We start from the raw sequence: 21,581 nt of genomic DNA, 5'->3' as shown, positions 1-21,581 counted from the left end.
AACCTCACAGTGAGTTACCAGCCGCGCGGCCTGGCACCCACGCCAGACGCGTCGACACAGTGCCGGGGAGCTATATGTCCAGCGAATACGCCAAACAGCTCGGGGCCAAGCTCCGGGCGATCCGCACCCAGCAGGGCCTTTCCCTCCACGGTGTCGAGGAGAAGTCCCAGGGACGCTGGAAGGCGGTCGTGGTCGGTTCGTACGAGCGCGGCGACCGTGCCGTGACCGTGCAGCGCCTTGCCGAGCTGGCGGACTTCTACGGCGTTCCGGTGCAGGAGCTGCTTCCGGGCACGACCCCGGGCGGCGCCGCCGAGCCGCCGCCGAAGCTGGTCCTGGATCTGGAGCGGCTGGCCACGGTGCCGGCCGAGAAGGCGGGCCCCCTGCAGCGCTACGCGGCCACGATCCAGTCGCAGCGCGGTGACTACAACGGCAAGGTGCTGTCGATCCGCCAGGACGACCTGCGCACACTCGCCGTCATCTACGACCAGTCCCCCTCCGTGCTCACGGAGCAGCTGATCAGCTGGGGTGTCCTGGACGCGGACGCGCGCCGCGCGGTGGCGTCCCACGAGGAGGCCTGACCGCTCCGCGGGTCCAGCAGAAACGTGCCGCCGGGGTGGCCGAAACCGTATGGTTCTCGGCCACCCCGGCGGCGTTGTGAGGGCCTTTGTGCGGCCCTGGCGGAGCCGGGCCGCACAAAGAGATGAGCGGGCATGTGCGAAAACGCCGGAGGGCCCGCAGCGGTGACGCTGCGGGCCCTCCGGCGTGTGGTCGGTCTCACACCTCGTCGCGACGGAGCGAGGGCTTGAGTTCCTTCAGCCGGCCGAGCAGACCGTTCACGAACGAGGGCGACTCGTCCGTGGAGAACTCCTTCGCCAGCTGCACCATCTCGTCGAGGACGACGGCGTCCGGCGTCGCATCGACCCAGATCAGCTCGTAGGCGCCGAGCCGCAGGATGTTGCGGTCGACGACGGGCATCCGGTCGAGTGTCCAGCCGACGGAGTACTGGGCGATCAGCTCGTCGATACGCTTCGCGTGCTCCGCGTAGCCCTCGACCAGCTCCATCGTGTACTCGCTGACCGGCGGCTGCCGGGTGTCCGCCCGGGAGAGCCGGATCCAGTCCGCGAGGACGGTCAGCACCTCGGCACCGCGCTGGTCCCCCTCGAAGAGGATCTGGAAGGCGCGCTTACGGGCCGTGTTGCGGGCAGCCACGGTTAGCTGTTCACCCGGCCGAGGTAGTCGCTGGTGCGGGTGTCGACCTTGATCTTCTCACCGGTGGTGATGAAGAGGGGCACGTTGATCTGGTGACCGGTCTCCAGGATGGCGGGCTTGGTGCCACCGGTGGAGCGGTCGCCCTGGACGCCCGGCTCGGTCTCCTGGATGACGAGCTCGACGGCGGCGGGCAGCTCGACGAAGAGCACCTCGCCCTCGTGCTGCGCGACGGTGGCGGTGAAGCCCTCGATCAGGAAGTTCGCGGCGTCGCCGACGGCCTTGCGGTCGACGTGCAGCTGGTCGTAGGTCTCCATGTCCATGAAGACGAAGTACTCGCCGTCCATGTAGGAGAACTGCATGTCGCGCTTGTCGACGGTGGCCGTTTCGACCTTGACGCCGGCGTTGAAGGTCTTGTCGACGACCTTGCCGGAGAGCACGTTCTTGAGCTTGGTGCGCACGAAGGCCGGGCCCTTGCCGGGCTTGACGTGCTGGAACTCGACGACGGACCAGAGCTGGCCGCCTTCGAGCTTGAGCACCATGCCGTTCTTGAGGTCGTTCGTGGAAGCCACGGTTGCGGAATCTCCTGGACTGACGTACGACCCCGGTGCACGCACCTGCCTACCTACAGGGCGAGCAGCTCCTTGGTCGTGATGGTGAGTAGCTCGGGTCCGCCGTCCGCCTCGGGGCGGACGACGAGCGTGTCATCGATCCGGACACCGCCCCGGCCCGGGAGGTGGACCCCCGGTTCGACGGTGACCGGCACGCAAGCGTCCAGTTTACCCATGGCCGCGGGACTCAATTGAGGGTCCTCGTCGATTTCGAGCCCGACACCGTGTCCGGTCTGGATCGTGAGGCCTTCCGTGTACCCCGCGGAGTCCAGGACCTGGCGGGCGGCGCGGTCGACGTCCCGGCAGGCGGCGCCGGGTACCAGGCTCTCACGCCCGGCTCGCTGGGCGGCGAAGACCAGGTCGTAGAGCTCGACCTGCCAGTCCGCGGGAGCGGTGCCGATGACGAAGGTGCGGCCGATCTCGCAGCGGTATCCGCGGTAGGTCGCGCCGAGGCAGACGGAGAGGAAGTCGCCCTCCTCGACGCGGCGGTCGCTGGGCCGGTGGCCGGGGCGGCCGGCGTTCGGGCCGGTGGCGACGGACGTCGGGAAGGCCGGCCCGTCCGCTCCGTGATCGACGAGCCGTCTTTCGAGTTCGAGCGCGAGATGGCGTTCGGTACGGCCGACGAGAATCGACTCCAGCAGTTCGCCGAGGGCCTGGTCGGCGATCTCGGCGCCGATACGCAGACAGGAGATCTCCTCCTCGTCCTTGACGACCCTGAGCTGCTCGACGGCGCTGCCGAGGTTGGTCAGGCGCAGCCGGGGGGCGACCGAGCCGAGGGCTCGGTGCCGGGTCACGGTGAGGTGGTGCTCCTCCACGGCGAGGGAGTCGGCTCCCTGGCCTGCGGCGAGGCCGGCGGCCGCGACGGCCGGGTCACCGCCGCCGATTCCGGGCAGTGCCTGTACGCGCAGGGCTTCGTCGGGACGCTCCTGCGCGGGGCGGTCGGCCGTGGGGCCGGCACACACCAGGAGGTCCTGTTCCCCGGTCCTGCCCAGCAGGAGAACGGCACCGGGCGGGGCCGCGCCCGCGAGATAGCGCACATTGGCGGGGCGGGAGACCAGCGCCGCCGCGCTGCCGCCCGCGTTGCAGTATTCCCTCAGACGCGTCCGGCGGGCCGCGTACACCTCTGACATGACCCGAGCGTATGAGCTCCGCGGGTTCGGCGCCGGTTGAGGGCGTCTGAGTGGGCGGTGCCCGGTGTGTCCGGGTGGGCGGGGGTGCTGTTTCGGGAGGGGTCGTGCCGCGCGGGGTCGTGTGCCGTCCGCGGCTGTGTGGGGGCTGGTCGCGCAGTTCCCCGCGCCCCTAGGGGGCGCTCACCACTGGGGTGGGCTGGCGATCGACCTGGCCAGGACGTCGTCCAGGACCCTCGCCGTCTCCGGTACGTCCAGCTGGGAGTTGTCGATGATCGGCAGGCCCGACCCGTACCACCCGGCCATGCGGCCGTGGATGCGGGCGACCTCCTCGTCCGACAGCCGCCGGTTCCCCGAGCGCTCCGCGTTGCGTTCCAGGACGATGTCCAGCCCGGGCAGGAGGACGACCGGCAGCAGGCCGGGGCCCACGTGACGCTTCCATCCGCCGAGGCCGACGACCGGACGGTCGGGGAAGACCGCGTCGTCGAGGATGCACGAGATGCCGTTGGCCAGGAAGTTCCGCGCGGCGAAGCCGCAGGTGCGGCGGGCCAGGCGGTACTGGGCCTCGGAGTTGTCGTTCCACCCGGACTGCGGGTCGGCGAAGCCGGAGCGGACCCACTCGCGTACGTCGTCGAGGCTGATGTGGGCCGTGGGGACCCGGCGATGGTCCGCCCAGAACTTGGCGACGCTGGTCTTGCCCGCGCCCGCGGGGCCGATGAGCAGCACCGCGAGCGTCGTGGCGGCGGGGTCGGCGATCGCCGCGGCGGGCGGGGCCATCGGCATGGCGACCGGGCCGCCGGGCGGCAGCGGCACATGGCCGGTGGTCTCCGGTGTGGGCGGGCCGGAAGCGGGGGGCATGGCCGCGGCCGGTCCGGGCGGGGGCGCCGGATATCCCGGCGCCGGGGGCGGTGGGGGCACGGGCACGGAGCCCTGGTGCGCGCCCGGGTTCGGCGGAACCGGGTGATGTGCGGCCGGCGACCAGCCGGTGGCCGGTCCGTGCCCCGGCTGATGGGGCGGCGGCAGCGGAGAACCCACTGCGTGCTGCATCCGGTGCCACTCCGTCTCGTACAGGCGATGGGCGCTGACAGCGGGGCGGAACCCGCTCTCCCCCACAGCCTAAAGGGCGTGGGGGGACCCCCACCCGAACGGTACCGCCCCCGGTCGTCGTTGTGTGAACGGCCGGGGACGGCCCGAAGTGCCCGGCCCGTAAGGCGATTTCGGGCGGATGGCGCGCCGGGGGACTTACTGACCCACTTCGCCGTACGCGGCGAGCAGCACGGCCGGGTCGGGCCCCTCCAGGACCGTGGGCTTGGCCAGACCGTCGAGGACGATGAAGCGCAGCAGGTCGCCGCGGGACTTCTTGTCGACCTTCATGGTCTCCAGCAGCTTGGGCCACTGGTCGTGCCGGTAGTGCAGGGGCAGTCCGACCGCTTCGAGGATCGTGCGGTGACGGTCGGCCGTCGCGTCGTCCAGCCGGCCCGCGAGGCGGCCGAGTTCGGCGGCGAAGTGCATGCCGACCGAGACCGCCGCGCCGTGACGCCACTTGTAGCGCTCGTTCTTCTCGATGGCGTGGCCGAGCGTGTGGCCGTAGTTGAGGATCTCCCGCAGTCCCGACTCCTTCAGGTCCGACGACACCACGTCGGCCTTGACCCGGATGGAGCGCTCGATGAGCTCGGCGGTGTGCGGGCCGGCCGGGGTGCGGGCCGCCTCGGGGTCGGACTCGACGAGGTCCAGGATCACCGGGTCGGCGATGAAGCCGGCCTTGATGACCTCGGCGAGCCCGGAGACGTAGTCGTTGACCGGCAGGGAGTCCAGCGCGGCCAGGTCGCAGAGCACACCGGCGGGCGGGTGGAAGGCACCGACGAGGTTCTTGCCCTCGGCGGTGTTGATGCCGGTCTTGCCGCCGACGGCCGCGTCGACCATGGCGAGCACGGTGGTCGGGACGGCGATCCAGCGCACGCCGCGCAGCCAGGTGGCGGCCACGAACCCGGCGAGGTCCGTGGTCGCGCCGCCGCCGACGCCGACGATGACGTCCGTGCGGGTGAAGCCCGACTGGCCGAGTGCCTTCCAGCAGTAGGCGGCGACCTCGGCGGTCTTGGCCTCCTCCGCGTTGGGCACCTGGATGGCGACCGCCTCGTAGCCCTGCCCGGCCAGGTCGGCACGCAGCGCGTCACCGGTCTCGGCCAGCGCCTCGGGGTGGAGGATCGCGACCCGCTTGGCCTTGCCGCCGATCAACCCGGCGAGTTCGCCGAGCAGTTGGCGACCCACCAGGACCTCGTACGGCTCGGTGCCCGCCGTGCCGGCGACCTGGATCCGCGTCACTGCCTCGCTCATGCTTCCTTCAACTCCAGTGCGTCCAGGGCGGCTTCGGTGACCTCTTCAGGGGTCCGGCCGTCGGTGGCGACCACGGCTGTGGCCACCTCCTCGTACAGGTGGCGGCGGGCCTCCATCAGCTCGCGCCACTGCTTGCGCGGGTTGACCGCGAGCAGCGGCCGGGCCGTGTTGAGGCCGGTGCGCTTGACCGCCTCCTCGACGTCCATCGACAGGTACGCCACCCGCTGCCCGGCGAGCAGCGCCCGCGTGTCGGCGTCGAGGATCGCGCCGCCTCCCAGGGCCAGGATCCCGGTGTGCTCGGCGACTGCCCGGCGCACGGCCGCCTTCTCGATCGCCCGGAAGGCGGACTCGCCGTCGTCGACGAAGATCTCGGCGATGGGCCGGTCCTGCTCGGCGACGATGTCGTCGTCGGTGTCCCGATAGGAAACGCCGAGCCGCTCGGCCAGCAGCTGCCCGACGGTGGACTTGCCCACGCCCATCGGGCCGATCAGGACGACCAGCGGGCCGCTCATCGGATGGCGAGGTTGTCGAGGTACGATGTGACGTTGCGGCGGGTCTCGGCCACCGAGTCGCCACCGAACTTCTCCGCCACGGCGTCCGCGAGGACCAAGGCCACCATGGCCTCGGCGACGATGCCGGCGGCCGGGACGGCGGACACGTCGGAGCGCTGGTGGTGGGCCTGCGTCGCCTCCCCGGTGGTGACGTCCACGGTCTGCAGGGCGCGCGGCACGGTCGCGATGGGCTTCATCGCGGCGCGGACCCGCAGCAGCTCGCCGGTAGTCAGGCCGCCCTCGGTGCCGCCCGAGCGGCCGGAAGTACGGCGGATGCCCTCGTCGGTCTTCACGATCTCGTCGTGCGCCTTGGAGCCGGGCACCCGTGCCAGCTCGAAACCGTCGCCGATCTCGACGCCCTTGATCGCCTGGATGCCCATGAGCGCACCGGCGAGCCGGGCGTCCAGCTTGCGGTCCCAGTGCACATGCGAGCCGAGTCCCACCGGCACGCCGTACGCCAGGATCTCGACCACGCCGCCGAGGGTGTCACCGTCCTTGTGGGCCTGGTCGATCTCGGCGACCATCGCCTTCGACGCGTCCGCGTCCAGGCAGCGCACCGGGTCGGCGTCCAGCTTCTCGACGTCGGCCGGGGTCGGGTACACGCCCCGCGGCGCCTTCGCGGCGGCCAGCTCGACGACGTGGCTGACGATCTCGACGCCGGTCGTCTCCTTCAGGTACGACCGGGCGACCGCGCCCAGCGCGACGCGGGCGGCGGTCTCCCGCGCGGAGGCGCGCTCCAGGATCGGCCGGGCCTCGTCGAAGCCGTACTTCTGCATGCCCGCGAGGTCGGCGTGGCCGGGGCGCGGCCGGGTCAGCGGGGCGTTGCGGGCGAGCCCGGCGAGGATCTCGGGGTCGACCGGGTCGGCGGCCATGACCTGTTCCCACTTCGGCCACTCGGTGTTGCCCACCATGATCGCGACCGGGGAGCCGAGGGTGAGACCGTGCCGGACGCCGCCGAGGAAGGTGACCTCGTCACGCTCGAACTTCATCCGGGCACCGCGCCCATAGCCCAGGCGCCGCCTCGCGAGATGGTCCGCCACCATGTCCGTGGTGATCGGCACGCCGGCGGGAAGACCCTCCAGCGTCGCCACGAGTGCGGGACCGTGGGACTCCCCCGCGGTCAGCCAGCGCAACCTGCTCAACGGTGCTCCTCAGTGCTCGCGCTCTGGTACTGCCCTGCGTACGCGCCTCGTCGCGTACGGCGACGGCGCGACCGGGTGCGCGGCCCGGTCCGCCATCTCCGATCCTCCCACGCCGGGGCCCTGTGCCCTGCGGCCGGTCCATCAAGCGGACGCGTTCGCGGACGGGGCGTCGGCCTGCCGCTGCTGCGGCGCGTACGCCCCCAGGAAGTCGGCACCGCTCGGCTGCGGCTCGGGCCGGGCCTGCTGCGGGGCGTACGTCCCCAGGTGGTCGGCACCGCTGCCCTGCTGCCGGGTCGGCTGCGTCTGCTGCGGCGCGTACTGCCCCAGGTAGTCCACACCGCGCCCCTGTCCGTACTGGGCGGCGGCATGGACCGGCTGCCCGGTGCGGACGGCACGCCGGTAGGCGATCTTGCGCTTGATCTTGACGACCCAGGACGCCACGACGGCGAGCACGATCAGGGTCAGGACCGTGATCTGCACCCAGGCGGGCAGGAATCCGAGCAGGGACTCGAATATCTGAGATTTGACGGACGCCTGAGGCAGGCCTGTGGACATGACGGACGTTCCCCTCCCCTGTTCCGCCCCCTGCGGAACCGAGAGCGGATCTTATCGGCCGGCGAGAGCCCGCTCGCCCGCTTTTCTCATGGCATCCAGGGGTGCGGGGGCCCGCCCCGTCATCTGCTCGACCTGGAGCACCGCCTGGTGCACCAGCAGGTCGAGGCCGCTGACCACGGCACCGCCGTACGCCGACCAGCGGGCGGCGAGGTCGGTGGGCCAGGGGTGGTACAGGACGTCGAAGAGGGCCGCCGGTCGTTCCGGTACGGACCGCGCGAGGGCGTCGGTGACACCGGCCGGGGTGGTGCTGATCACCAGCGGGGCACGCAGGGCCTGCTCGGCGTCCGCCCAGTCGGCGATGCGGACGGCGACGTCGAGCCGCTCGGCCCACTGGCGCATCTCGGCGGCCCGGGCCTCGCTGCGCACGTAGACGGCGATCTCGCCCGGGCAGATCCGGGACAGCGCGGCCAGCGCGGAGGAGGCGGTGGCGCCGGCGCCGAGCACGGCGGCGGCGGCGACCTTGTCGATGCCGTGCTCACGCAGGGCGGCGACCATGCCGGGGATGTCGGTGTTGTCGCCGATGCTGCGGCCGTCCTCGGTGCGGACGACGGTGTTGACCGCGTCGACCGAGGCGGCGGTGTCGCTGATCTCGTCGAGCAGCGGGATCACGGCCCGCTTCAACGGCATGGTCAGCGAGAGCCCGGCCCACTCGGGTCCGAGCGCCTCGAAGAACCCGGGCAGCCCGCTCTCGTCGACCTCGAACCTGTCGTAGGTCCAGCCTTCCAGGCCCAGCTCCTGGTAGGCGGTGCGGTGCAGGACCGGGGACAGGGAGTGGGCGATGGGGCTGCCGAGCACCGCGGCGCGGCGGGCGCGGGCGCCAGTTGCCCGTGCTGGCATGAATTCCGTCCTTAGCCTCGCGCGGTCTGGGTCCGCAACCGGGTTCTTACCTTGCCGCACCCGCGGGAAGCAGCGAGCGCAATGAGCGAGGAGTAGAACCCGAATCGCGGCTGCCGGGATCCTATCGCGCTCGCAGACTCGATACTGCCATGCGGTTAACGCAATACCCAGGCGGGCAGCCCACGTCTATGCGCGGTCGGACCTAATGGGGCCACAGGTGTCTTTGAAGATCGTGTAGCCCTTGCCCAGGCAGGCCTGGATACGGACAGTAGCACCCTCACGTATCCAGCTTCTGGGCGTATAGACGCAATCGCCAACCCCACCCGTCGCCCAGTCTGATCCCTGGTCTTCGACCTCCTCGCCTACGACCCAGATCCGAGTAACCGCAGCATAGCCGTCCTTCTTTTCGTCGCATGTGACGGTCTTGTCTCCGTCCGCCACCCAGTGAGCGGACGCCCCTCCGCTAGCCGAATAGGTGACCCCGTCTGCATAAGCCGGAACCGCCGCAAATCCAATAGCAGCTACCCCCATAGCTGCAACAGACCCAAAACGAGCCATCTTCATATGCTTCTCCCATATGTGCGTAGAAAACAACAGGTCACCACGGACCGCGATCATCATGATGAGGCTAGCGACCTTAGCACATACGAACGACGCCGAAAGTCGTTTCAATGCTACCCATCAATGGCACGACAGGGGCGCATCGACTCAAGCGCGACCATAATGGGCGGGCAGCCTCACATTCGAGCCCAGTGGGCGCAAATTTGATCCCCCTTTCCATGCAGCAGGAGGAGGGCTACTACTGGGCTTGAATGCCTGATTTCGTCATGGTGGCTGGCGTAGGTCGCAGTGGATGGCACTCTCCAGCTCTCGTTGTCGACGGCACGCCTGAGCCGTTGTGCATCGCATACGGAAAGCATCAGTGGCCTGAAGCGGGTGGAAGTTGGCCGAGAGCAACGCAATCCACCCAACAAATTACTGCTCGGTCGTCCGGGTCAGGCCGCGGTTGTTTTCGCAGAAGCCTTTGCGGGCCAGCGGGGTGCGGCCTGGGCAGGACCAGGTGCGGGTGGTCGACGGCATCATCGAGAATCGAGCGCTTCTCGCAGAGGAGCCAAGCGCCACGCGCACTCTCGTCCCTGCACCTTTGGCCGGGTCTCCTGCCACCAGCCGACCACCAAGTCCTCATCCCGCTTAGGCGCCCACCGGTAGGCGCTTGACAGCTCACCCTTCAGCATGGCGAATGATCCTCGGTGAGCAGCGGCAGCGGGGCTGGTCCATCCGAATCCTGAGCTTCGCCTGAACGCTCGACCGACGACTACTAGAAATTTACCTCGGTGACAGCAGTACACCGAGCGGGTCGGCTTTCCTGAATGCACACGTCCTCCGCCGATCCAGACACTGGAGCTGCGCCTGGCGGCGGTGGGAAATGGCATCCGTTAGCTAATCACCATTTCGTGAGGCGTTGAACTGGTCGACCAGCTTCTGGTGTTCGACGTTCGTCTTCGTGAACTTGCTGGTCTTGCCGTCGAGCGAGATGAAGTAGTACCAGCCGTCGTCCGTCGGGTTGAGGGCGCCCTTGATGGCGTCCTCGCCCGGGTTGTCGATCGGACCGGGCGGCAGACCCTTGTGGAAGTACGTGTTGTACGGGTTGTCGTACGTCCGCAGCTCCTGCAGAGTCAGGTCGATCTTGCTCTGATTCTTGATGTAGTTGTAGGTGGAGTCGAACTCCAGCATGCCGTTGGTCTGTGGGTTCCCGGGCTTCATCCGGTTGTAGACGACCTCTGCCATCTTGCGGAAGTCGTCGTGGCTGGTGCCCTCGGCCTGGACCAGGCTGGCGATGGTGATCAGTTGCCACGGGTCTTCGAGTCCAAGGCTCGCGGCCTTCTTCTCGACCCCGAGCTTCTCGTACGTCGCGGTGGCCCGCTTGACCATCTGCTCCAGGACGGCCTCGGGCTTCTGCCCCTCGCTCACGCCATAGCTGGAGGGGTAGAGGAAGCCCTCCAACGGGTCCTTGACGTCGGCGTGGTTCTGCGCCCAGGTGGGCAGACCGAGCTTCTTGTAGTCCTTCTTGGCCACGGCGGCGGTGGTGCCTTGCTTGACCTTGAGCCGCTTGTCGATGAGCCGGTAGATGTCGGCGTTGCGCTTGCCCTCGGCGATGATCAGGTTGTCGCGGCTTTTCGGACTGAGCATCAGTTCGACCGCACTCTTGGCCGACATTTGCTTCTGCAGCGTGTAGACGCCGTCCTGGATGCCCTTGCCGTTCCGGTTCTCCTGCTGGGCCGCGACGAACGCCTCGACGCTCTTGACGACCCCCGCGCTCTTCAGCACCTGGCCGATCTTGTACCCGAGTGCTCCCTCGGGAATCTCGACGGACACCGGCTGCCCGTTGCCGTCGCCCGCGAAGTCCGGGGCGTCGCCGAAACGATCCTGGTAGAACTGGTAGCCGAAGTAGCCGACACCGCCCAGAACGCCGCCGAGGGCCACGACGACCAGCAGGCAGGCCGTGCCGCTGCGACGCTTCTTCGGTTTGCCGGCGCCCCGCCCCCGCTTGTCCTCGCGGCCGCGGCGCTCCCTCGGCTCGTCGCCGTCGTCATCGTCGTCCCCGCCCGCGAAGAAGGCGTCTTCACCCTGGTCAGGGCCGGGGTCCCAGTCCGTCTCCGGTTCCGGCGCGGGTTCGTGCTCGGGCTCGGCCCCCCGCCGGCCGGGCGGCTCGGAAGGCGGATACGCGTCAGGCGTACCGTAGTAGTCCTGCTGGCCCCCGCCGTACGTACCGGCCTGCTGCCCGTACGGATCCTGGGGATCGCCGGGGTACGAGGCCTGCTGGTGCGGGTCGTTCGCCCAGCCGCTGTTGTCGTACTGCTGCTGGTGGTAACCCTGGCCCTGCTGTTGTCCGTGGTCCTGCTGGCCGGGGTACTGCTGGTGGCCTTGGGCCTGTGCCGCGTACTGCTGGTCGTACGGGTACTGCTGCTGCGCCTGACCGTATCCGGCCTGGTCACCGGTGCCCCAGTCGCCGTACTGCGGCTGCTGCGGCTGCTGCGGGTAGTGCTGCGGCTGGCCGCCGTAAGGGGACTGCTGGCCCTGCTGGGCCTGCTGTCCATCCCATCCGCCGTCCCCGTACAACGGGTCCTCCGGATGCCACGGTTCGGAGCCTTGGCCCCGGCCATACTCAGTCATCGATCCCCTAGAGCCGCGAAGCGGCGGTCGCGCGGCTTCCGGCCCGGCTTCCGTTCCGCCTCTTGCTGTGCGGCGGCTGTTCGAACGCCGCCGCATCGCGCGGAACGTTACCGTATCGCGATCAGATGACCACTTCGACGCCTTCGCCGGGTGCTTTACCTGACACTCGTTCGGATTCGAGGGCCTGTTGCAGGATGATCACGGCCGCTGCCTGGTCGATGACGGACCGGCCCTTCTTGGATTTCACGCCCGAGGCGCGCAGTCCTTGACTGGCCGTCACCGTGGTCATGCGTTCATCGACGAGTCTCACCGGAACCGGCGAGATCATGCCGGCCAGTTCCTGGGCGAAGCCCCGGACCTTGACCGCGGCCGGGCCCTCGCCCCCCTTGAGGGAGCGCGGGAGACCGACCACCACCTCGATGGGCTCGTACTCCTCGACCAGTTGCCTCAACCGCCGCTGAGCTGCCGGGATGTCGCGCCCCGGGACCGTCTCCACCGGAGTGGCGAGGATCCCGTCGGGGTCGCACGAGGCGACCCCGATGCGGGCGTCCCCGACGTCGATCGCGAGCCGACGTCCTCTGCGCATGCTTTTCCGACCCGTCTCTTACTTGGCGGTCTCGGTGACCAGGCGCTCCACGGCGGCCACGGCGTCCCCGATGGCGCCCGGGTTCTGGCCACCGCCCTGGGCGACGTCCGGCTTGCCGCCACCGCCGCCACCGAGGGTCTTGGCAGCCGTACGCACCAGGTCGCCGGCCTTCAGTCCCCGCTCGCGGGCGGCCTCGTTGGTGGCGATGACCGTCAGCGGCTTGCCGTTCGCCACCGTGAAGAGGGCGACGACGGCGGCCCGTCCGCCCTGGATCCGTCCGCGCACGTCAAGGACCAGCTTGCGCAAGTCGTCGGCGGTCGTGCCGTCCGGGACCTGACCGGTCACGACAGCAATGCCTCGGATGTCCTTGGCGGACTCGGCGAGACCGCCGGCGGCCTGGAGGACCTTCTCGGCGCGGAACTTCTCGATCTCCTTCTCGGCGTCCTTCAGCTTGCCGAGCATGGCGGAGACCTTCTCGGGAAGCTCCTCCGGACGCCCCTTGATCAGCTCCTGGAGCTGGGCGACGACCGTGTGCTCACGGGCGAGGAAGTTGTAGGCGTCCACACCAACCAGGGCCTCGATCCGGCGGACACCGGAGCCGATGGAGGACTCGCCGAGCAGCTTCACCAGTCCGAGCTGGGCGGTGTTGTGCACGTGCGTGCCGCCGCACAGCTCCTTGGAGAAGTCGCCGATGGTCACGACGCGCACGCGCTCGCCGTACTTCTCGCCGAACTCGGCGATGGCGCCCTGCTTCTTGGCCTCGTCGATGCCCATGACGTCGGCGCGGACGTCGAGGTCGCGGGCGAGCACCTCGTTGATCTTCTGCTCGACGTCGGTCATCACGGCCGTCGGAACGGCGGACGGGGAACCGAAGTCGAAGCGGAAGCGGCCGGGCTGGTTCTCTGAACCGGCCTGGGCGGCCGTCGGGCCGAGGGCGTCGCGCAGGGCCTGGTGGGTCAGGTGCGTGGCCGAGTGGGCACGGGCGATGGCCTTGCGGCGGCGGTCGTCGATCGAGGCGTGGGCCTTGGCACCGACGGTCACCTCACCGACCTGGACGACGCCCTTGTGGACATAGACCCCAGGGACCGGCTTCTGGCAGTCGCGGATCTCGATGACGGCACCGGTGTCGACCTTGATGCGGCCGGTGTCGCCGATCTGGCCACCACCCTCGGCGTAGAACGGGGTGCGGTCCAGGACGATCTCGACCTCGTCGCCCTCGGTGGCGGCCGGGGAGGAGGCGCCGTCGACGAGGATGCCGACGATCGTGGACTCGCTCTCGGTGTCGGTGTAACCGACGAAGTCGGTAGCACCGGCCTGGTCGGCGATCTCGCGGTAGGCGCCGGCGCCGGCGTGCCCGGTCTTCTTGGCCTGGGCGTCGGCCTTGGCGCGCTCCCGCTGCTCCTTCATCAGGCGCCGGAAGCCGTCCTCGTCCACGGACAGGCCCTGCTCGGCGGCCATCTCCAGGGTGAGGTCGATCGGGAAGCCCCAGGTGTCGTGGAGCAGGAAGGCCTTGTCGCCGGGCAGGACGGTGCCGCCGGCGGCCTTGGTGTCGGTGACGGCCGTGTCGAGGATGTTGGTGCCGGCCTTCAGCGTCTTGAGGAAGGCGTTCTCCTCGGCGACGGCGACCTTCTCGATGCGCTCGCGGTCGGTGATGAGCTCGGGGTACTGCTGGCCCATCATCTCGATCACGGTGTCGATCAGGTCCTTCACGACCGGACCGGTGGCGCCGAGCAGGCGCATGTTGCGGATGGCGCGGCGCATGATGCGGCGCAGCACGTAGCCGCGGCCCTCGTTGCCGGGGGTGACGCCGTCGCCGATGAGCATCACGGAGGTGCGCATGTGGTCGGTGACCACGCGCAGGGAGACGTCCGAGGCGTGGGCGTCGCCGTAGCGGACGCCGGTCAGCTCGGTGGCCTTGTTGATGACGGCCATCGAGGTGTCGATCTCGTACATGTTCTGCACGCCCTGCAGAATCATGGCGAGGCGCTCGAGGCCGAGGCCGGTGTCGATGTTCTTGCTGGGCAGGTCGCCGAGGATCTCGAAGTTGTCCTTGCCGATGCCCTCGCCCCGCTCGTACTGCATGAAGACGAGGTTCCAGATCTCCACGTACCGCTCGTCGTTGACGGCGGGGCCGCCCTCGGCGCCGAACTCGGGGCCGCGGTCGTAGTTGATCTCGGAACACGGGCCGCAGGGGCCGGGGACGCCCATGGACCAGTAGTTGTCCTTCATGCCGAGGCGCTGGATGCGCTCCTTCGGCACACCGACGACCTCGTGCCAGATGCGCTCGGCCTCGTCGTCGTCCTTGTAGACGGTGATCCACAGGCGCTCGGGGTCGAGGCCGTAACCGCCCTTGTCCTGGGGGCCGGTGAGCAGCTCCCAGGCGAGCTTGATGGCGCCTTCCTTGAAGTAGTCGCCGAAGGAGAAGTTGCCGCACATCTGGAAGAACGTGCCGTGGCGCGTGGTCTTGCCGACCTCTTCGATGTCCGGGGTGCGCACGCACTTCTGGACACTGGTGGCGCGACTGAAGGGCGGCTTGACCTCACCCAGGAAGTAGGGCTTGAACGGCACCATGCCGGCCGGGACGAGGAGCAGAGTCGGGTCGTCCGCGATGAGCGACGCCGAAGGGACGACGGTGTGACCGCGCTCCTCGAAGAAGCTCAACCAGCGGCGGCGAATCTCAGCCGACTCCATCAGTGGTCCTCATTCCGGTTGTACGGGTGCGTCTGGTACGCCGAACCCTCGACGTACTTCGGGTGGTTGCGGTTCTCGATGGCGGCGTGCCGTCGGGGGCCGGGGAGTTCGGGGTTCTCGTTGATCCCGAGGGCGTCACCCAGCTCGGCCTCCCGCACGGCCATGTTGTCCCGGACGTCGAGCGCGAAGCCCACGGCACGGTCCTTGATGCGGTGACCGGCCTCGATCGCCTTGTTGCCCGCGGTTCTGGCGAGGCTCTCGGGGGTCAGCTGCTTCAGCTTGCGATTGACCTTGGTGGTGGCCCAGACACCGGCGGCGACACCCGTGCTGAACCAGAAGGTACGGCGGAACATCGCTGGCTCTCAGTCCCTCTTTCCTCGGGCGCTGCGCCGGGTGACCGTGCGGCCCACGATCACGGTACGCCTGGGCGCCTTGGCGGGCACGTCCTCCTTGCGGCCGCCGAGGGCCCGGCGCACGCCGTACCCGAAGGCCGCGACCTTGACCAGGGGGCCGCCGAAGGTGGAGGCGACGGTGGTCGACAGCGCCGAGGCGTTCGACGTGACCTCCTGGACGTCGGAGGCGATCGAGTCGACCCGGTCGATCTGGGTCTGCGCGGAGCGCACCGCCGCGGAGGCGTCGGCCAGCAGCGGGACGGCCTGATCGGTCACGTCCGCCACGAGCTTGGTGGTCGCCTTGAGCGTCTGGGCCACCCTCGCCAGCGCGACGGCGAGGAAGGAGACCAGGATCGCCCAGAAGACGGCCACCAGGATCCCGGCAACCTCTCCACCGGACACTTGTGCACCCGCTCCCTGAAACGTGCCTGAACATCGAAAAAGTCGTGCGACGAGCCTATCGCGCCGGGGGTGGCGCTCCGTACCGGATTACCCGCCGGGAGCTGGCCGATCGCGAAAGCCCGCCGCCTCGCCCGCCCACAGGGGCGGGGAGACGACGGGCCGAAGTACCGCGTGCCTGCCGAGGATCAGCGGGCGTAGTACTCGACGACGAGCTGCTCGTCGCAGATCACCGGGATCTCCTTGCGGTTCGGCTCGCGGTCCAGGCGGAACGCCAGGGCCTTGAGGTTCACCTGGAGGTAGCGCGGGGTCTCACCGTCGGGGGCGAAGCCACCCTCACGAGCGATCGTGAAGAGGGTCTTCTCCTTGGAGCGCTCGCGGACCTGCACGACGTCGTCCGGACGGACACGGAAGGAGGGCTTGTCGACCTTCTTGCCGTTGACGGCGATGTGGCCGTGCACGACCATCTGGCGGGCCTGGTAGATCGTGCGGGCGATGCCCGAACGCAGAACCAGGGCGTCGAGACGGCGCTCCAGCTCGATGATCAGGGCCTCACCGGTCTTGCCCTGGACCTTGGAGGCACGCTCGTAGGCGCGGACGAGCTGACGCTCGGACACGTCGTACTGCGCGCGCAGACGCTGCTTCTCGAGCAGACGGACCTTGTAGTCCGAGTTCTGCTTGCGGCCACGGCCGTGCTCGCCCGGCGGGTAGGGGCGGGCCTCGAAGTACTTGACGGCCTTCGGGGTCAGCGCGATGCCGAGGGCACGCGACTTCTTGACCTTGGGGCGGGACTGGTTCGCCACTGTTTTTCGCTTTCCTTGTATCGGCTTGTCAGGGTTGAGGGAGGTCGCATCCGCAGCCGGGGAAACCCGCCCAGGTCCTGGTGGACCTCGGTGGGCAGCCGCTCCCCTGGTCTGGGCACATACGTGCAGCACGCGAGTGGCCCACCGACCGGTCCCGTCCTGCGACGGGTGGTGGTGGGCTGCCCGCGACACCGTTCGACGGTGCGCGACGCTCCTGGAGCCGAACCCGGAGGATCGGGACTCCGGCCGACTGCCCCGTTCTGACTGCACGGGACGCGGCACTCCGATCGAGTTTACAGGGTGCTCAGGACCGCTTACGACCGAGGTTCTTCCGGGTCCACTCCACCGCGTCCGCGTAGCGGGCCTCCGCGCCGTGCCGGGTCGGCTCGTAGTACGCGCGGTCCTTCAGCTCGTCCGGGGCGTACTGCTGGGCCGCGATGCCCTCGGGCAGGTCGTGCGGGTAGACGTAGCCCTGGCCGTGCCCCAGCTTGGTCGCGCCCTTGTAGTGGCTGTCGCGCAGGTGGGCCGGCACGGGTCCGGCCAGTCCCTTGCGGACGTCCTCCAGGGCGGCGCCGATCGCGGTGGTCGCGGCGTTGGACTTGGGCGCCAGGGCGAGGGCGATCGTGGCGTGGCTGAGGGTGAGGGCGGCCTCGGGGAAGCCGATCATGGCGACGGCCTGGGCGGCGGCGACCGCCGTCTGCAGAGCGGTCGGGTCGGCCAGGCCGATGTCCTCGCTGGCGGAGATCATCAGGCGCCGGGCGATGAAGCGGGGGTCCTCGCCGGCCTCGATCATCCGTGCCAGGTAGTGCAGGGCGGCGTCGACGTCGGAGCCCCGGATGGACTTGATCAGGGCGCTGGCCACGTCGTAGTGCTGGTCGCCGTCGCGGTCGTACTTCACGGCCGCCCGGTCGACCGTCTCCTCCAGGGTCGTCAGGCCGATCTCGGCCTCGCCCTTGTCGAGGGCGGCCCCGGCTGCCGCCTCCAGGGCGGTGAGGGCGCGGCGGGCGTCACCGCCGGCGATGCGCAGGAGGTGGGCCTCGGTCTCGTCGGGCAGGGTGACGGCGCTCTTGAGGCCGCGCTCGTCGGTCAGGGCGCGGCGGATGAGACTCCTGATGTCCTCGTCCGTGAGCGGTTCGAGGGTGAGCAGCAGGGAGCGGGACAGCAGGGGCGAGATGACCGAGAAGTACGGGTTCTCCGTGGTCGCCGCGATGAGCGTCACCCAGCGGTTCTCGACGGCGGGGAGCAGGGAGTCCTGCTGGGCCTTGCTGAAGCGGTGGATCTCGTCGAGGAAGAGGACGGTCTCCTTGCCGTACCCGCCGGCGGCGCGACGGGCGCCGTCGATGACCGCGCGGACCTCCTTGACGCCGGCCGTGATCGCCGACAGCTCCACGAAGCGGGCGTCGGTCGCCTTGGAGACGACGTACGCCAGGGTGGTCTTGCCGGTGCCGGGTGGGCCCCACAGGAGCACGGAGGAGGGTCCGGCCGGGCCGGAGGCCTCCCCGACCAGTCTGCGCAGGGGTGAGCCCGGCTTCAGAAGATGCTGCTGGCCCACGACCTCGTCGAGGGTGCGCGGGCGCATCCGCACGGCCAGGGGGCTGCTGGACGGCTCCTTCTCCTGGCGTTCTTCGGCTGCGGCGGTGAACAGGTCGGGCTCCACGTCCCAAACCCTAAGTCACGGCACCGACAATCCGGCCGGACCCCTGAATCCCGGGCTCAGGCGGTCCAGAAGTCCCACCAGCGGGTCAGGATCAGCATGCCGATGATGCCGATGTGCAGCACCGGCATGACCCAGGTGAACTCGCCGAAGAAGCCCTTGAGCCAGCTCGGGGCGGGCAGGAAGCCCTTGCGGATGTTGAACGACGTCACGTACCAGAACATCAGGATCGTGGCGACCCAGGCCAGGCTGCACCACAGGCAGAGCGCGTTGATCCGGTACAGGGACTGGAACATCAGCCAGGCGCAGAAGCTCACGCCGAAGAGGCAGCCGGCGTTGAAGGTGAGCCAGTACCAGCGCGGGAAGCGGGCGCCGGCGAGCAGGCTCACGCCGACGCCGATGACGATGCCGTAGGCGACGAGGCCGAGCATCGGGTTCGGGAAGCCGAAGACCGCGGCCTGCTTGCTCTCCATGACGCTGCCGCAGGAGACGACGGGGTTGAAGCTGCAGCCGGGCGTGAACGTCGTGCCCGAGACCTTCGCTTCGAGGATCTTGAACTTGTCGATCGTGATGACCCACGCGGCGAGCAGCCCGGCCGCGCCGGTGATCACCAGCAGCAGGGCGAGGGCACGGCTGCCGCCCTCCGCGCGGGGCGCGATCTCGGCGCGCTCCGGCTCGGACTCGGTGGAGACGTCCTTGACTGTCGTCTTGCTCATCACGCCGATTCCGTCACTTGAGACCTGAACATCTTCGGGCAGGACCATTGTGCCGCACGGGCGCCGGTGTCCACCGTTCAGTGGACAAAAGGATGGCCACCCGGTCGTCCCCGAGGAGTGTGTTCCGGCCGACGCTCGTCGCATGACAGCACAGGGGTACGAATTCGCCGTGGCGGTGCGGGGGCTGCCCAAGCGCTACGGGGGTGTGACCGCCCAAGACGGCATCGATCTCGGCATCCGGCGGGGAGTGGTGTTCGGCCTGCTCGTGCCCAACGGCGCGGGCAAGAGCACCACGGTGGAGATCCTCCGGGGCAACCGGGACAGAGACGCGGGCGAGGTGTCCGTGCTCGGGTCGGATCCGGCGTCCGGCACGCGCGCATGGCGTTCACGTGTCGGAATCGTCCGGCAGGACGAATCGGCGCCCGCCGAGTTGACGGTCCGGGAGACGGTGCGGCACTTCGTCCGCTCCTCCCCCCGGCCGCGCGACCCGGAGGAGGTCATCGCCCTGGTCGGCCTGGAGGCGAAGGCGGACAGCCGGAGCAAGGCGCTGTCCGGGGCCGGCGCCGGCGGCTGGACGTGGCGCTCGGCGTCATCGGGAGCCCCGACCTGCTGCTCCTGGACGAGCCGACGACCGGGTTCGACCCCGCGGCGCGGCGGCAGTTCCGGTCGCGATCCGCGCCCTGGCCGACGACGGCACGACCATCCTGCTGACCACGCACTACCTGGAGGGGGCGGAGGCCCTCGTGCACAGGCTCGCCGCCGTCGCCGAGGCCGGATCGTCGCCGAGGGCGAACCCGAAACCCTGCGGAAGCGCTACGGCACCGAGGCCACCGTCGCCTGGACCGAGCCGGACGGCACCGCGCGCGGTGCGCACCGGTACACCGACCCGGACCGTCGCCGGGCTCACGCACCGTTTCGGCGGCGAGATCCCGGGCTGACGGTGAGCCGCCCCACGCTGGAGGACGCCTGCCTCCGGCTGACCGGACAGTCCGAGGAGGAGGCACGGTGAGCACGACCGTCGTACGGGAGCGCGGTGAGGTGGGCGTCGGACGGCTGCCCGGCGCGTGAGGGCTCGGGCTGCGGCGGGGCGCCCTGGAGATCGGGCAGTTCTTCCGCCGGCGCGACCAGGTGGTGTTCACGTTCGCCTTCCCGGTCGTCCTGCTGTTCCTGTTCGCCTCGATCTTCCGGGACGACGTGGAGGGCGCGGGCGTCACCGCCTCGCAGCTGTACGTGCCGGCGATGATGGCCACCGGGATCATGTCGACGAGCTTCCAGGCACTCGGCATCTCGATCGCCATCGAGCGGGAGGACAAGGTGCTGCGCCGGCTCCGGGGCACGCCGATGCCGCCGACGGCCTCCTTCCTCGGCAAGATCTGGCTGGTTCTCTTCACCGGTCTGCTGCTGTCCGTTTGGTGACCGGGGACCTGTCCGACTCTCGCCGCGCTCCCCGTAGCAGCAACTGCCTACCGCCGCTCTTTCGGTTCCGGCTTCACCGGCGTGTGAGCACGCGGAACTCGTTGCCGTCGGGGTCGGCCAGGAGCACCGGGCCGTCCCCGCCGTGAGCGGAGTCGAGACGCTTCGCCCCGAGGGAGAGCAGGCGCTCGACCTCTGCTTGTTGATCGTCGTCCGGGACGAGATCCAAGTGCAGGTCCTTGCCGGGGTCCGGCATGAGCGGCGGACCGCCCCACGTGATCTTCGTACCGCCGTTCGGTGACTGTATGGCGGTCTCCTCGTCCTGGTCCCAGACCAGTGGCCAGCCCAGCGCCTCGCTCCAGAAGTAGCCCACGGCCTGCGAGCCGTCGCAGGCGAGGGCTCCGATGAAGCCGCAGTCGGCGAGGAAATTGTTGCCCGGCTCGAGGACACAGAACTCGTTGCCCTCGGGGTCGGCGAGCACCACATGGGACACGTCCGGTCCCTGGCCGATGTCGGCGTTCTGCGCACCCAGGTCGAGCGCCCTGGCCACTATCTCCTGCTGGTTCTCCAGGGAGGAGCTGGTCAGGTCGAAGTGCAGCCGGTTCTGGGCGACCTTGTGCGCCTGGGAGGGACGGAAGCCGAGGCGGTAGCCAGCGTCATTCCCGGACAGCAGGGCGACGCTGTCGTAAGAATCATCGGCTCTCTCCAGGCCCAGAACGCCGGACCAGAAATGCGCTAGGCGCTCGGGCTGGTGTGCGTCGAAGGAGATTGCGAAGAGTCGGCTGCTCATTGCGCCACGCATCCTCGGTCTGTTGAGTGCCAACCGTCGGCAGGGCGCCATGCCAGCGCCTCGAACGAGGATCCTATGGGCGGGCCGGCCTCAGTTGCAGCCGAGTATTTTGCGGCCGAGGAGCCGGAGCCACGCCTTTCGGGGTCGGGCTGCGAGTTGGTGGCCGAGGGGCGGTGAGTCTGCTGGTCCGGGGCGTGCAGGGTGGTTGGCTGGGGTTCCAGTGGGCGTCAAGGCGGATGACGTTGACAGCGGTGGCGGAGAAGGCGTGCGGGAGGCGGACCTCGGCCAGTCGGCGGTAGCGGACCCGGCGGAGGCCGGTGACGTCGAGGGCCTGGTTGATGGTGCCCTCGATACCGGTGCGGTCCCGCACCCGCATCGCCAACGTCCCCTGAGGGAACGCCGCCCGCGCGACCGCCACGGTCTGTGCCTGGCTCTCTCGCAGCCCCTTCAGCTGTAACGACATGGACTCCACCCCCTGTCGCCCACGACGCGATCATGCCGCACCCTCGACGCTCACCCTGCCGAGTTACGCAGCAGAGT

Annotated in this window: 19 protein-coding genes and 2 pseudogenes; 3 read left to right on the top strand and 18 right to left on the bottom strand. The window is 69.5% G+C overall.

Annotated elements, in window-relative coordinates; translation table 11 throughout:
- The first annotated feature begins 74 nt into the window (after nucleotides 1–74).
- Nucleotides 75–578 (top strand): transcriptional regulator BldD, encoded by a 504-nt coding sequence (gene bldD / locus ACIQHQ_RS26320; RefSeq protein ID WP_018570201.1) that lies wholly within the window; start codon nucleotides 75–77, stop codon nucleotides 576–578.
- A gap of 196 nt (nucleotides 579–774) precedes the next feature.
- Here the strand turns inward: bldD and nusB are convergent, their stop codons facing one another.
- The 17 genes from nusB to ACIQHQ_RS26235 form a co-directional block, all read right to left on the bottom strand.
- Nucleotides 775–1,209 carry a transcription antitermination factor NusB gene (gene nusB / locus ACIQHQ_RS26315; protein WP_283972558.1) on the bottom strand — a complete coding sequence of 145 codons (435 nt, stop codon included), beginning with the start codon at nucleotides 1,207–1,209 and terminating at the stop codon, nucleotides 775–777.
- 2 nt (nucleotides 1,210–1,211) lie between these two features.
- Nucleotides 1,212–1,778, bottom strand: a complete 567-nt coding sequence (efp, locus tag ACIQHQ_RS26310) for an elongation factor P (RefSeq protein ID WP_031138970.1) — start codon at nucleotides 1,776–1,778, stop codon at nucleotides 1,212–1,214.
- Between the two features lie 53 nt (nucleotides 1,779–1,831).
- The gene (locus tag ACIQHQ_RS26305) at nucleotides 1,832–2,947 is read right to left on the bottom strand and encodes an aminopeptidase P family protein (RefSeq protein ID WP_402615811.1); all 1,116 of its coding nucleotides are present in this window, start codon (nucleotides 2,945–2,947) and stop codon (nucleotides 1,832–1,834) included.
- Nucleotides 2,948–3,127: 180 nt separating this feature from the next.
- Nucleotides 3,128–3,991 carry a Pro-rich N-terminal domain-containing protein gene (locus tag ACIQHQ_RS26300; protein ID WP_402615808.1) on the bottom strand — a complete coding sequence of 288 codons (864 nt, stop codon included), beginning with the start codon at nucleotides 3,989–3,991 and terminating at the stop codon, nucleotides 3,128–3,130.
- A 195-nt stretch (nucleotides 3,992–4,186) separates the two neighbouring features.
- The gene (gene aroB / locus ACIQHQ_RS26295; RefSeq protein ID WP_402615805.1) at nucleotides 4,187–5,278 is read right to left on the bottom strand and encodes a 3-dehydroquinate synthase; all 1,092 of its coding nucleotides are present in this window, start codon (nucleotides 5,276–5,278) and stop codon (nucleotides 4,187–4,189) included.
- Complete coding sequence (locus tag ACIQHQ_RS26290) at nucleotides 5,275–5,790, bottom strand: shikimate kinase (protein ID WP_402615802.1); 516 nt, start codon at nucleotides 5,788–5,790, stop codon at nucleotides 5,275–5,277. The genes aroB and ACIQHQ_RS26290 overlap by 4 nt, the downstream gene beginning before the upstream one ends.
- Nucleotides 5,787–6,971: a chorismate synthase gene (aroC, locus tag ACIQHQ_RS26285; protein WP_402615799.1), complete on the bottom strand. Its 1,185-nt coding sequence runs from the start codon at nucleotides 6,969–6,971 to the stop codon at nucleotides 5,787–5,789. The genes ACIQHQ_RS26290 and aroC overlap by 4 nt, the downstream gene beginning before the upstream one ends.
- A gap of 141 nt (nucleotides 6,972–7,112) precedes the next feature.
- Complete coding sequence (locus tag ACIQHQ_RS26280; protein ID WP_402615796.1) at nucleotides 7,113–7,526, bottom strand: hypothetical protein; 414 nt, start codon at nucleotides 7,524–7,526, stop codon at nucleotides 7,113–7,115.
- A gap of 51 nt (nucleotides 7,527–7,577) precedes the next feature.
- On the bottom strand, nucleotides 7,578–8,423 hold the full coding sequence (locus tag ACIQHQ_RS26275; protein ID WP_402615793.1) for a shikimate dehydrogenase: 846 nt from the start codon (nucleotides 8,421–8,423) through the stop codon (nucleotides 7,578–7,580).
- A 1,440-nt stretch (nucleotides 8,424–9,863) separates the two neighbouring features.
- Nucleotides 9,864–11,597: an endolytic transglycosylase MltG gene (mltG, locus tag ACIQHQ_RS26270; protein WP_402615790.1), complete on the bottom strand. Its 1,734-nt coding sequence runs from the start codon at nucleotides 11,595–11,597 to the stop codon at nucleotides 9,864–9,866.
- 121 nt (nucleotides 11,598–11,718) lie between these two features.
- On the bottom strand, nucleotides 11,719–12,183 hold the full coding sequence (gene ruvX, locus ACIQHQ_RS26265; RefSeq protein ID WP_402615788.1) for a Holliday junction resolvase RuvX: 465 nt from the start codon (nucleotides 12,181–12,183) through the stop codon (nucleotides 11,719–11,721).
- Between the two features lie 18 nt (nucleotides 12,184–12,201).
- Entirely contained in the window at nucleotides 12,202–14,874 is a 2,673-nt protein-coding gene (alaS, locus tag ACIQHQ_RS26260; protein WP_402615785.1) for an alanine--tRNA ligase, read from the bottom strand.
- Entirely contained in the window at nucleotides 14,874–15,227 is a 354-nt protein-coding gene (locus ACIQHQ_RS26255) for a hypothetical protein (protein WP_402615782.1), read from the bottom strand. The genes alaS and ACIQHQ_RS26255 overlap by 1 nt, the downstream gene beginning before the upstream one ends.
- A 9-nt stretch (nucleotides 15,228–15,236) precedes the next feature.
- Nucleotides 15,237–15,668 carry a DUF948 domain-containing protein gene (locus ACIQHQ_RS26250; RefSeq protein WP_402615779.1) on the bottom strand — a complete coding sequence of 144 codons (432 nt, stop codon included), beginning with the start codon at nucleotides 15,666–15,668 and terminating at the stop codon, nucleotides 15,237–15,239.
- Nucleotides 15,669–15,853: 185 nt separating this feature from the next.
- The gene (gene rpsD, locus ACIQHQ_RS26245; protein ID WP_010046470.1) at nucleotides 15,854–16,468 is read right to left on the bottom strand and encodes a 30S ribosomal protein S4; all 615 of its coding nucleotides are present in this window, start codon (nucleotides 16,466–16,468) and stop codon (nucleotides 15,854–15,856) included.
- Nucleotides 16,469–16,772: 304 nt separating this feature from the next.
- A complete protein-coding gene (locus ACIQHQ_RS26240) occupies nucleotides 16,773–18,125 on the bottom strand; it encodes a replication-associated recombination protein A (protein ID WP_402615776.1) in 1,353 nt (450 codons plus the stop codon).
- A 56-nt stretch (nucleotides 18,126–18,181) separates the two neighbouring features.
- Nucleotides 18,182–18,838: a vitamin K epoxide reductase family protein gene (locus tag ACIQHQ_RS26235; RefSeq protein WP_402615773.1), complete on the bottom strand. Its 657-nt coding sequence runs from the start codon at nucleotides 18,836–18,838 to the stop codon at nucleotides 18,182–18,184.
- Nucleotides 18,839–18,980: 142 nt separating this feature from the next.
- On the opposite strand from ACIQHQ_RS26235, the pseudogene ACIQHQ_RS26230 reads away from it, so the two are divergent.
- Together ACIQHQ_RS26230 and ACIQHQ_RS26225 are read left to right on the top strand one after the other, a co-directional pair.
- A pseudogene (locus tag ACIQHQ_RS26230) lies at nucleotides 18,981–19,847 on the top strand (ABC transporter ATP-binding protein).
- 68 nt (nucleotides 19,848–19,915) lie between these two features.
- Nucleotides 19,916–20,239: pseudogene (locus ACIQHQ_RS26225) on the top strand (ABC transporter permease); the annotation flags it as partial.
- Nucleotides 20,240–20,327: 88 nt separating this feature from the next.
- On the opposite strand, the gene ACIQHQ_RS26220 reads toward ACIQHQ_RS26225, so the two are convergent.
- Complete coding sequence (locus tag ACIQHQ_RS26220) at nucleotides 20,328–21,041, bottom strand: VOC family protein (protein ID WP_402615770.1); 714 nt, start codon at nucleotides 21,039–21,041, stop codon at nucleotides 20,328–20,330.
- Nucleotides 21,042–21,581: the final 540 nt, after the last annotated feature.

This window comes from Streptomyces sp. NPDC092370, from assembly GCF_044755265.1.
In the GTDB taxonomy this organism is placed as follows: Bacteria; Actinomycetota; Actinomycetes; order Streptomycetales; family Streptomycetaceae; genus Streptomyces.
The sequence above is the reverse complement of the archived record's forward strand: the minus strand, read 5'-3'. Positions and strand labels throughout refer to the sequence as shown.

Coding starts and splice junctions, on each gene's coding strand:
- bldD (WP_018570201.1), top strand. CDS start 75: ATGTCCAGCGAATACGCCAAACAGCTCGGGGCCAAGCTCCGGGCGATC.
- ACIQHQ_RS26305 (WP_402615811.1), bottom strand. CDS start 2,947: ATGTCAGAGGTGTACGCGGCCCGCCGGACGCGTCTGAGGGAATACTGC.
- ACIQHQ_RS26300 (WP_402615808.1), bottom strand. CDS start 3,991: ATGCAGCACGCAGTGGGTTCTCCGCTGCCGCCGCCCCATCAGCCGGGG.
- aroB (WP_402615805.1), bottom strand. CDS start 5,278: ATGAGCGAGGCAGTGACGCGGATCCAGGTCGCCGGCACGGCGGGCACC.
- ACIQHQ_RS26290 (WP_402615802.1), bottom strand. CDS start 5,790: ATGAGCGGCCCGCTGGTCGTCCTGATCGGCCCGATGGGCGTGGGCAAG.
- ACIQHQ_RS26280 (WP_402615796.1), bottom strand. CDS start 7,526: ATGTCCACAGGCCTGCCTCAGGCGTCCGTCAAATCTCAGATATTCGAG.
- ACIQHQ_RS26275 (WP_402615793.1), bottom strand. CDS start 8,423: ATGCCAGCACGGGCAACTGGCGCCCGCGCCCGCCGCGCCGCGGTGCTC.
- mltG (WP_402615790.1), bottom strand. CDS start 11,597: ATGACTGAGTATGGCCGGGGCCAAGGCTCCGAACCGTGGCATCCGGAG.
- ruvX (WP_402615788.1), bottom strand. CDS start 12,183: ATGCGCAGAGGACGTCGGCTCGCGATCGACGTCGGGGACGCCCGCATC.
- alaS (WP_402615785.1), bottom strand. CDS start 14,874: ATGGAGTCGGCTGAGATTCGCCGCCGCTGGTTGAGCTTCTTCGAGGAG.
- ACIQHQ_RS26255 (WP_402615782.1), bottom strand. CDS start 15,227: ATGTTCCGCCGTACCTTCTGGTTCAGCACGGGTGTCGCCGCCGGTGTC.
- ACIQHQ_RS26235 (WP_402615773.1), bottom strand. CDS start 18,838: ATGAGCAAGACGACAGTCAAGGACGTCTCCACCGAGTCCGAGCCGGAG.
- ACIQHQ_RS26220 (WP_402615770.1), bottom strand. CDS start 21,041: ATGAGCAGCCGACTCTTCGCAATCTCCTTCGACGCACACCAGCCCGAG.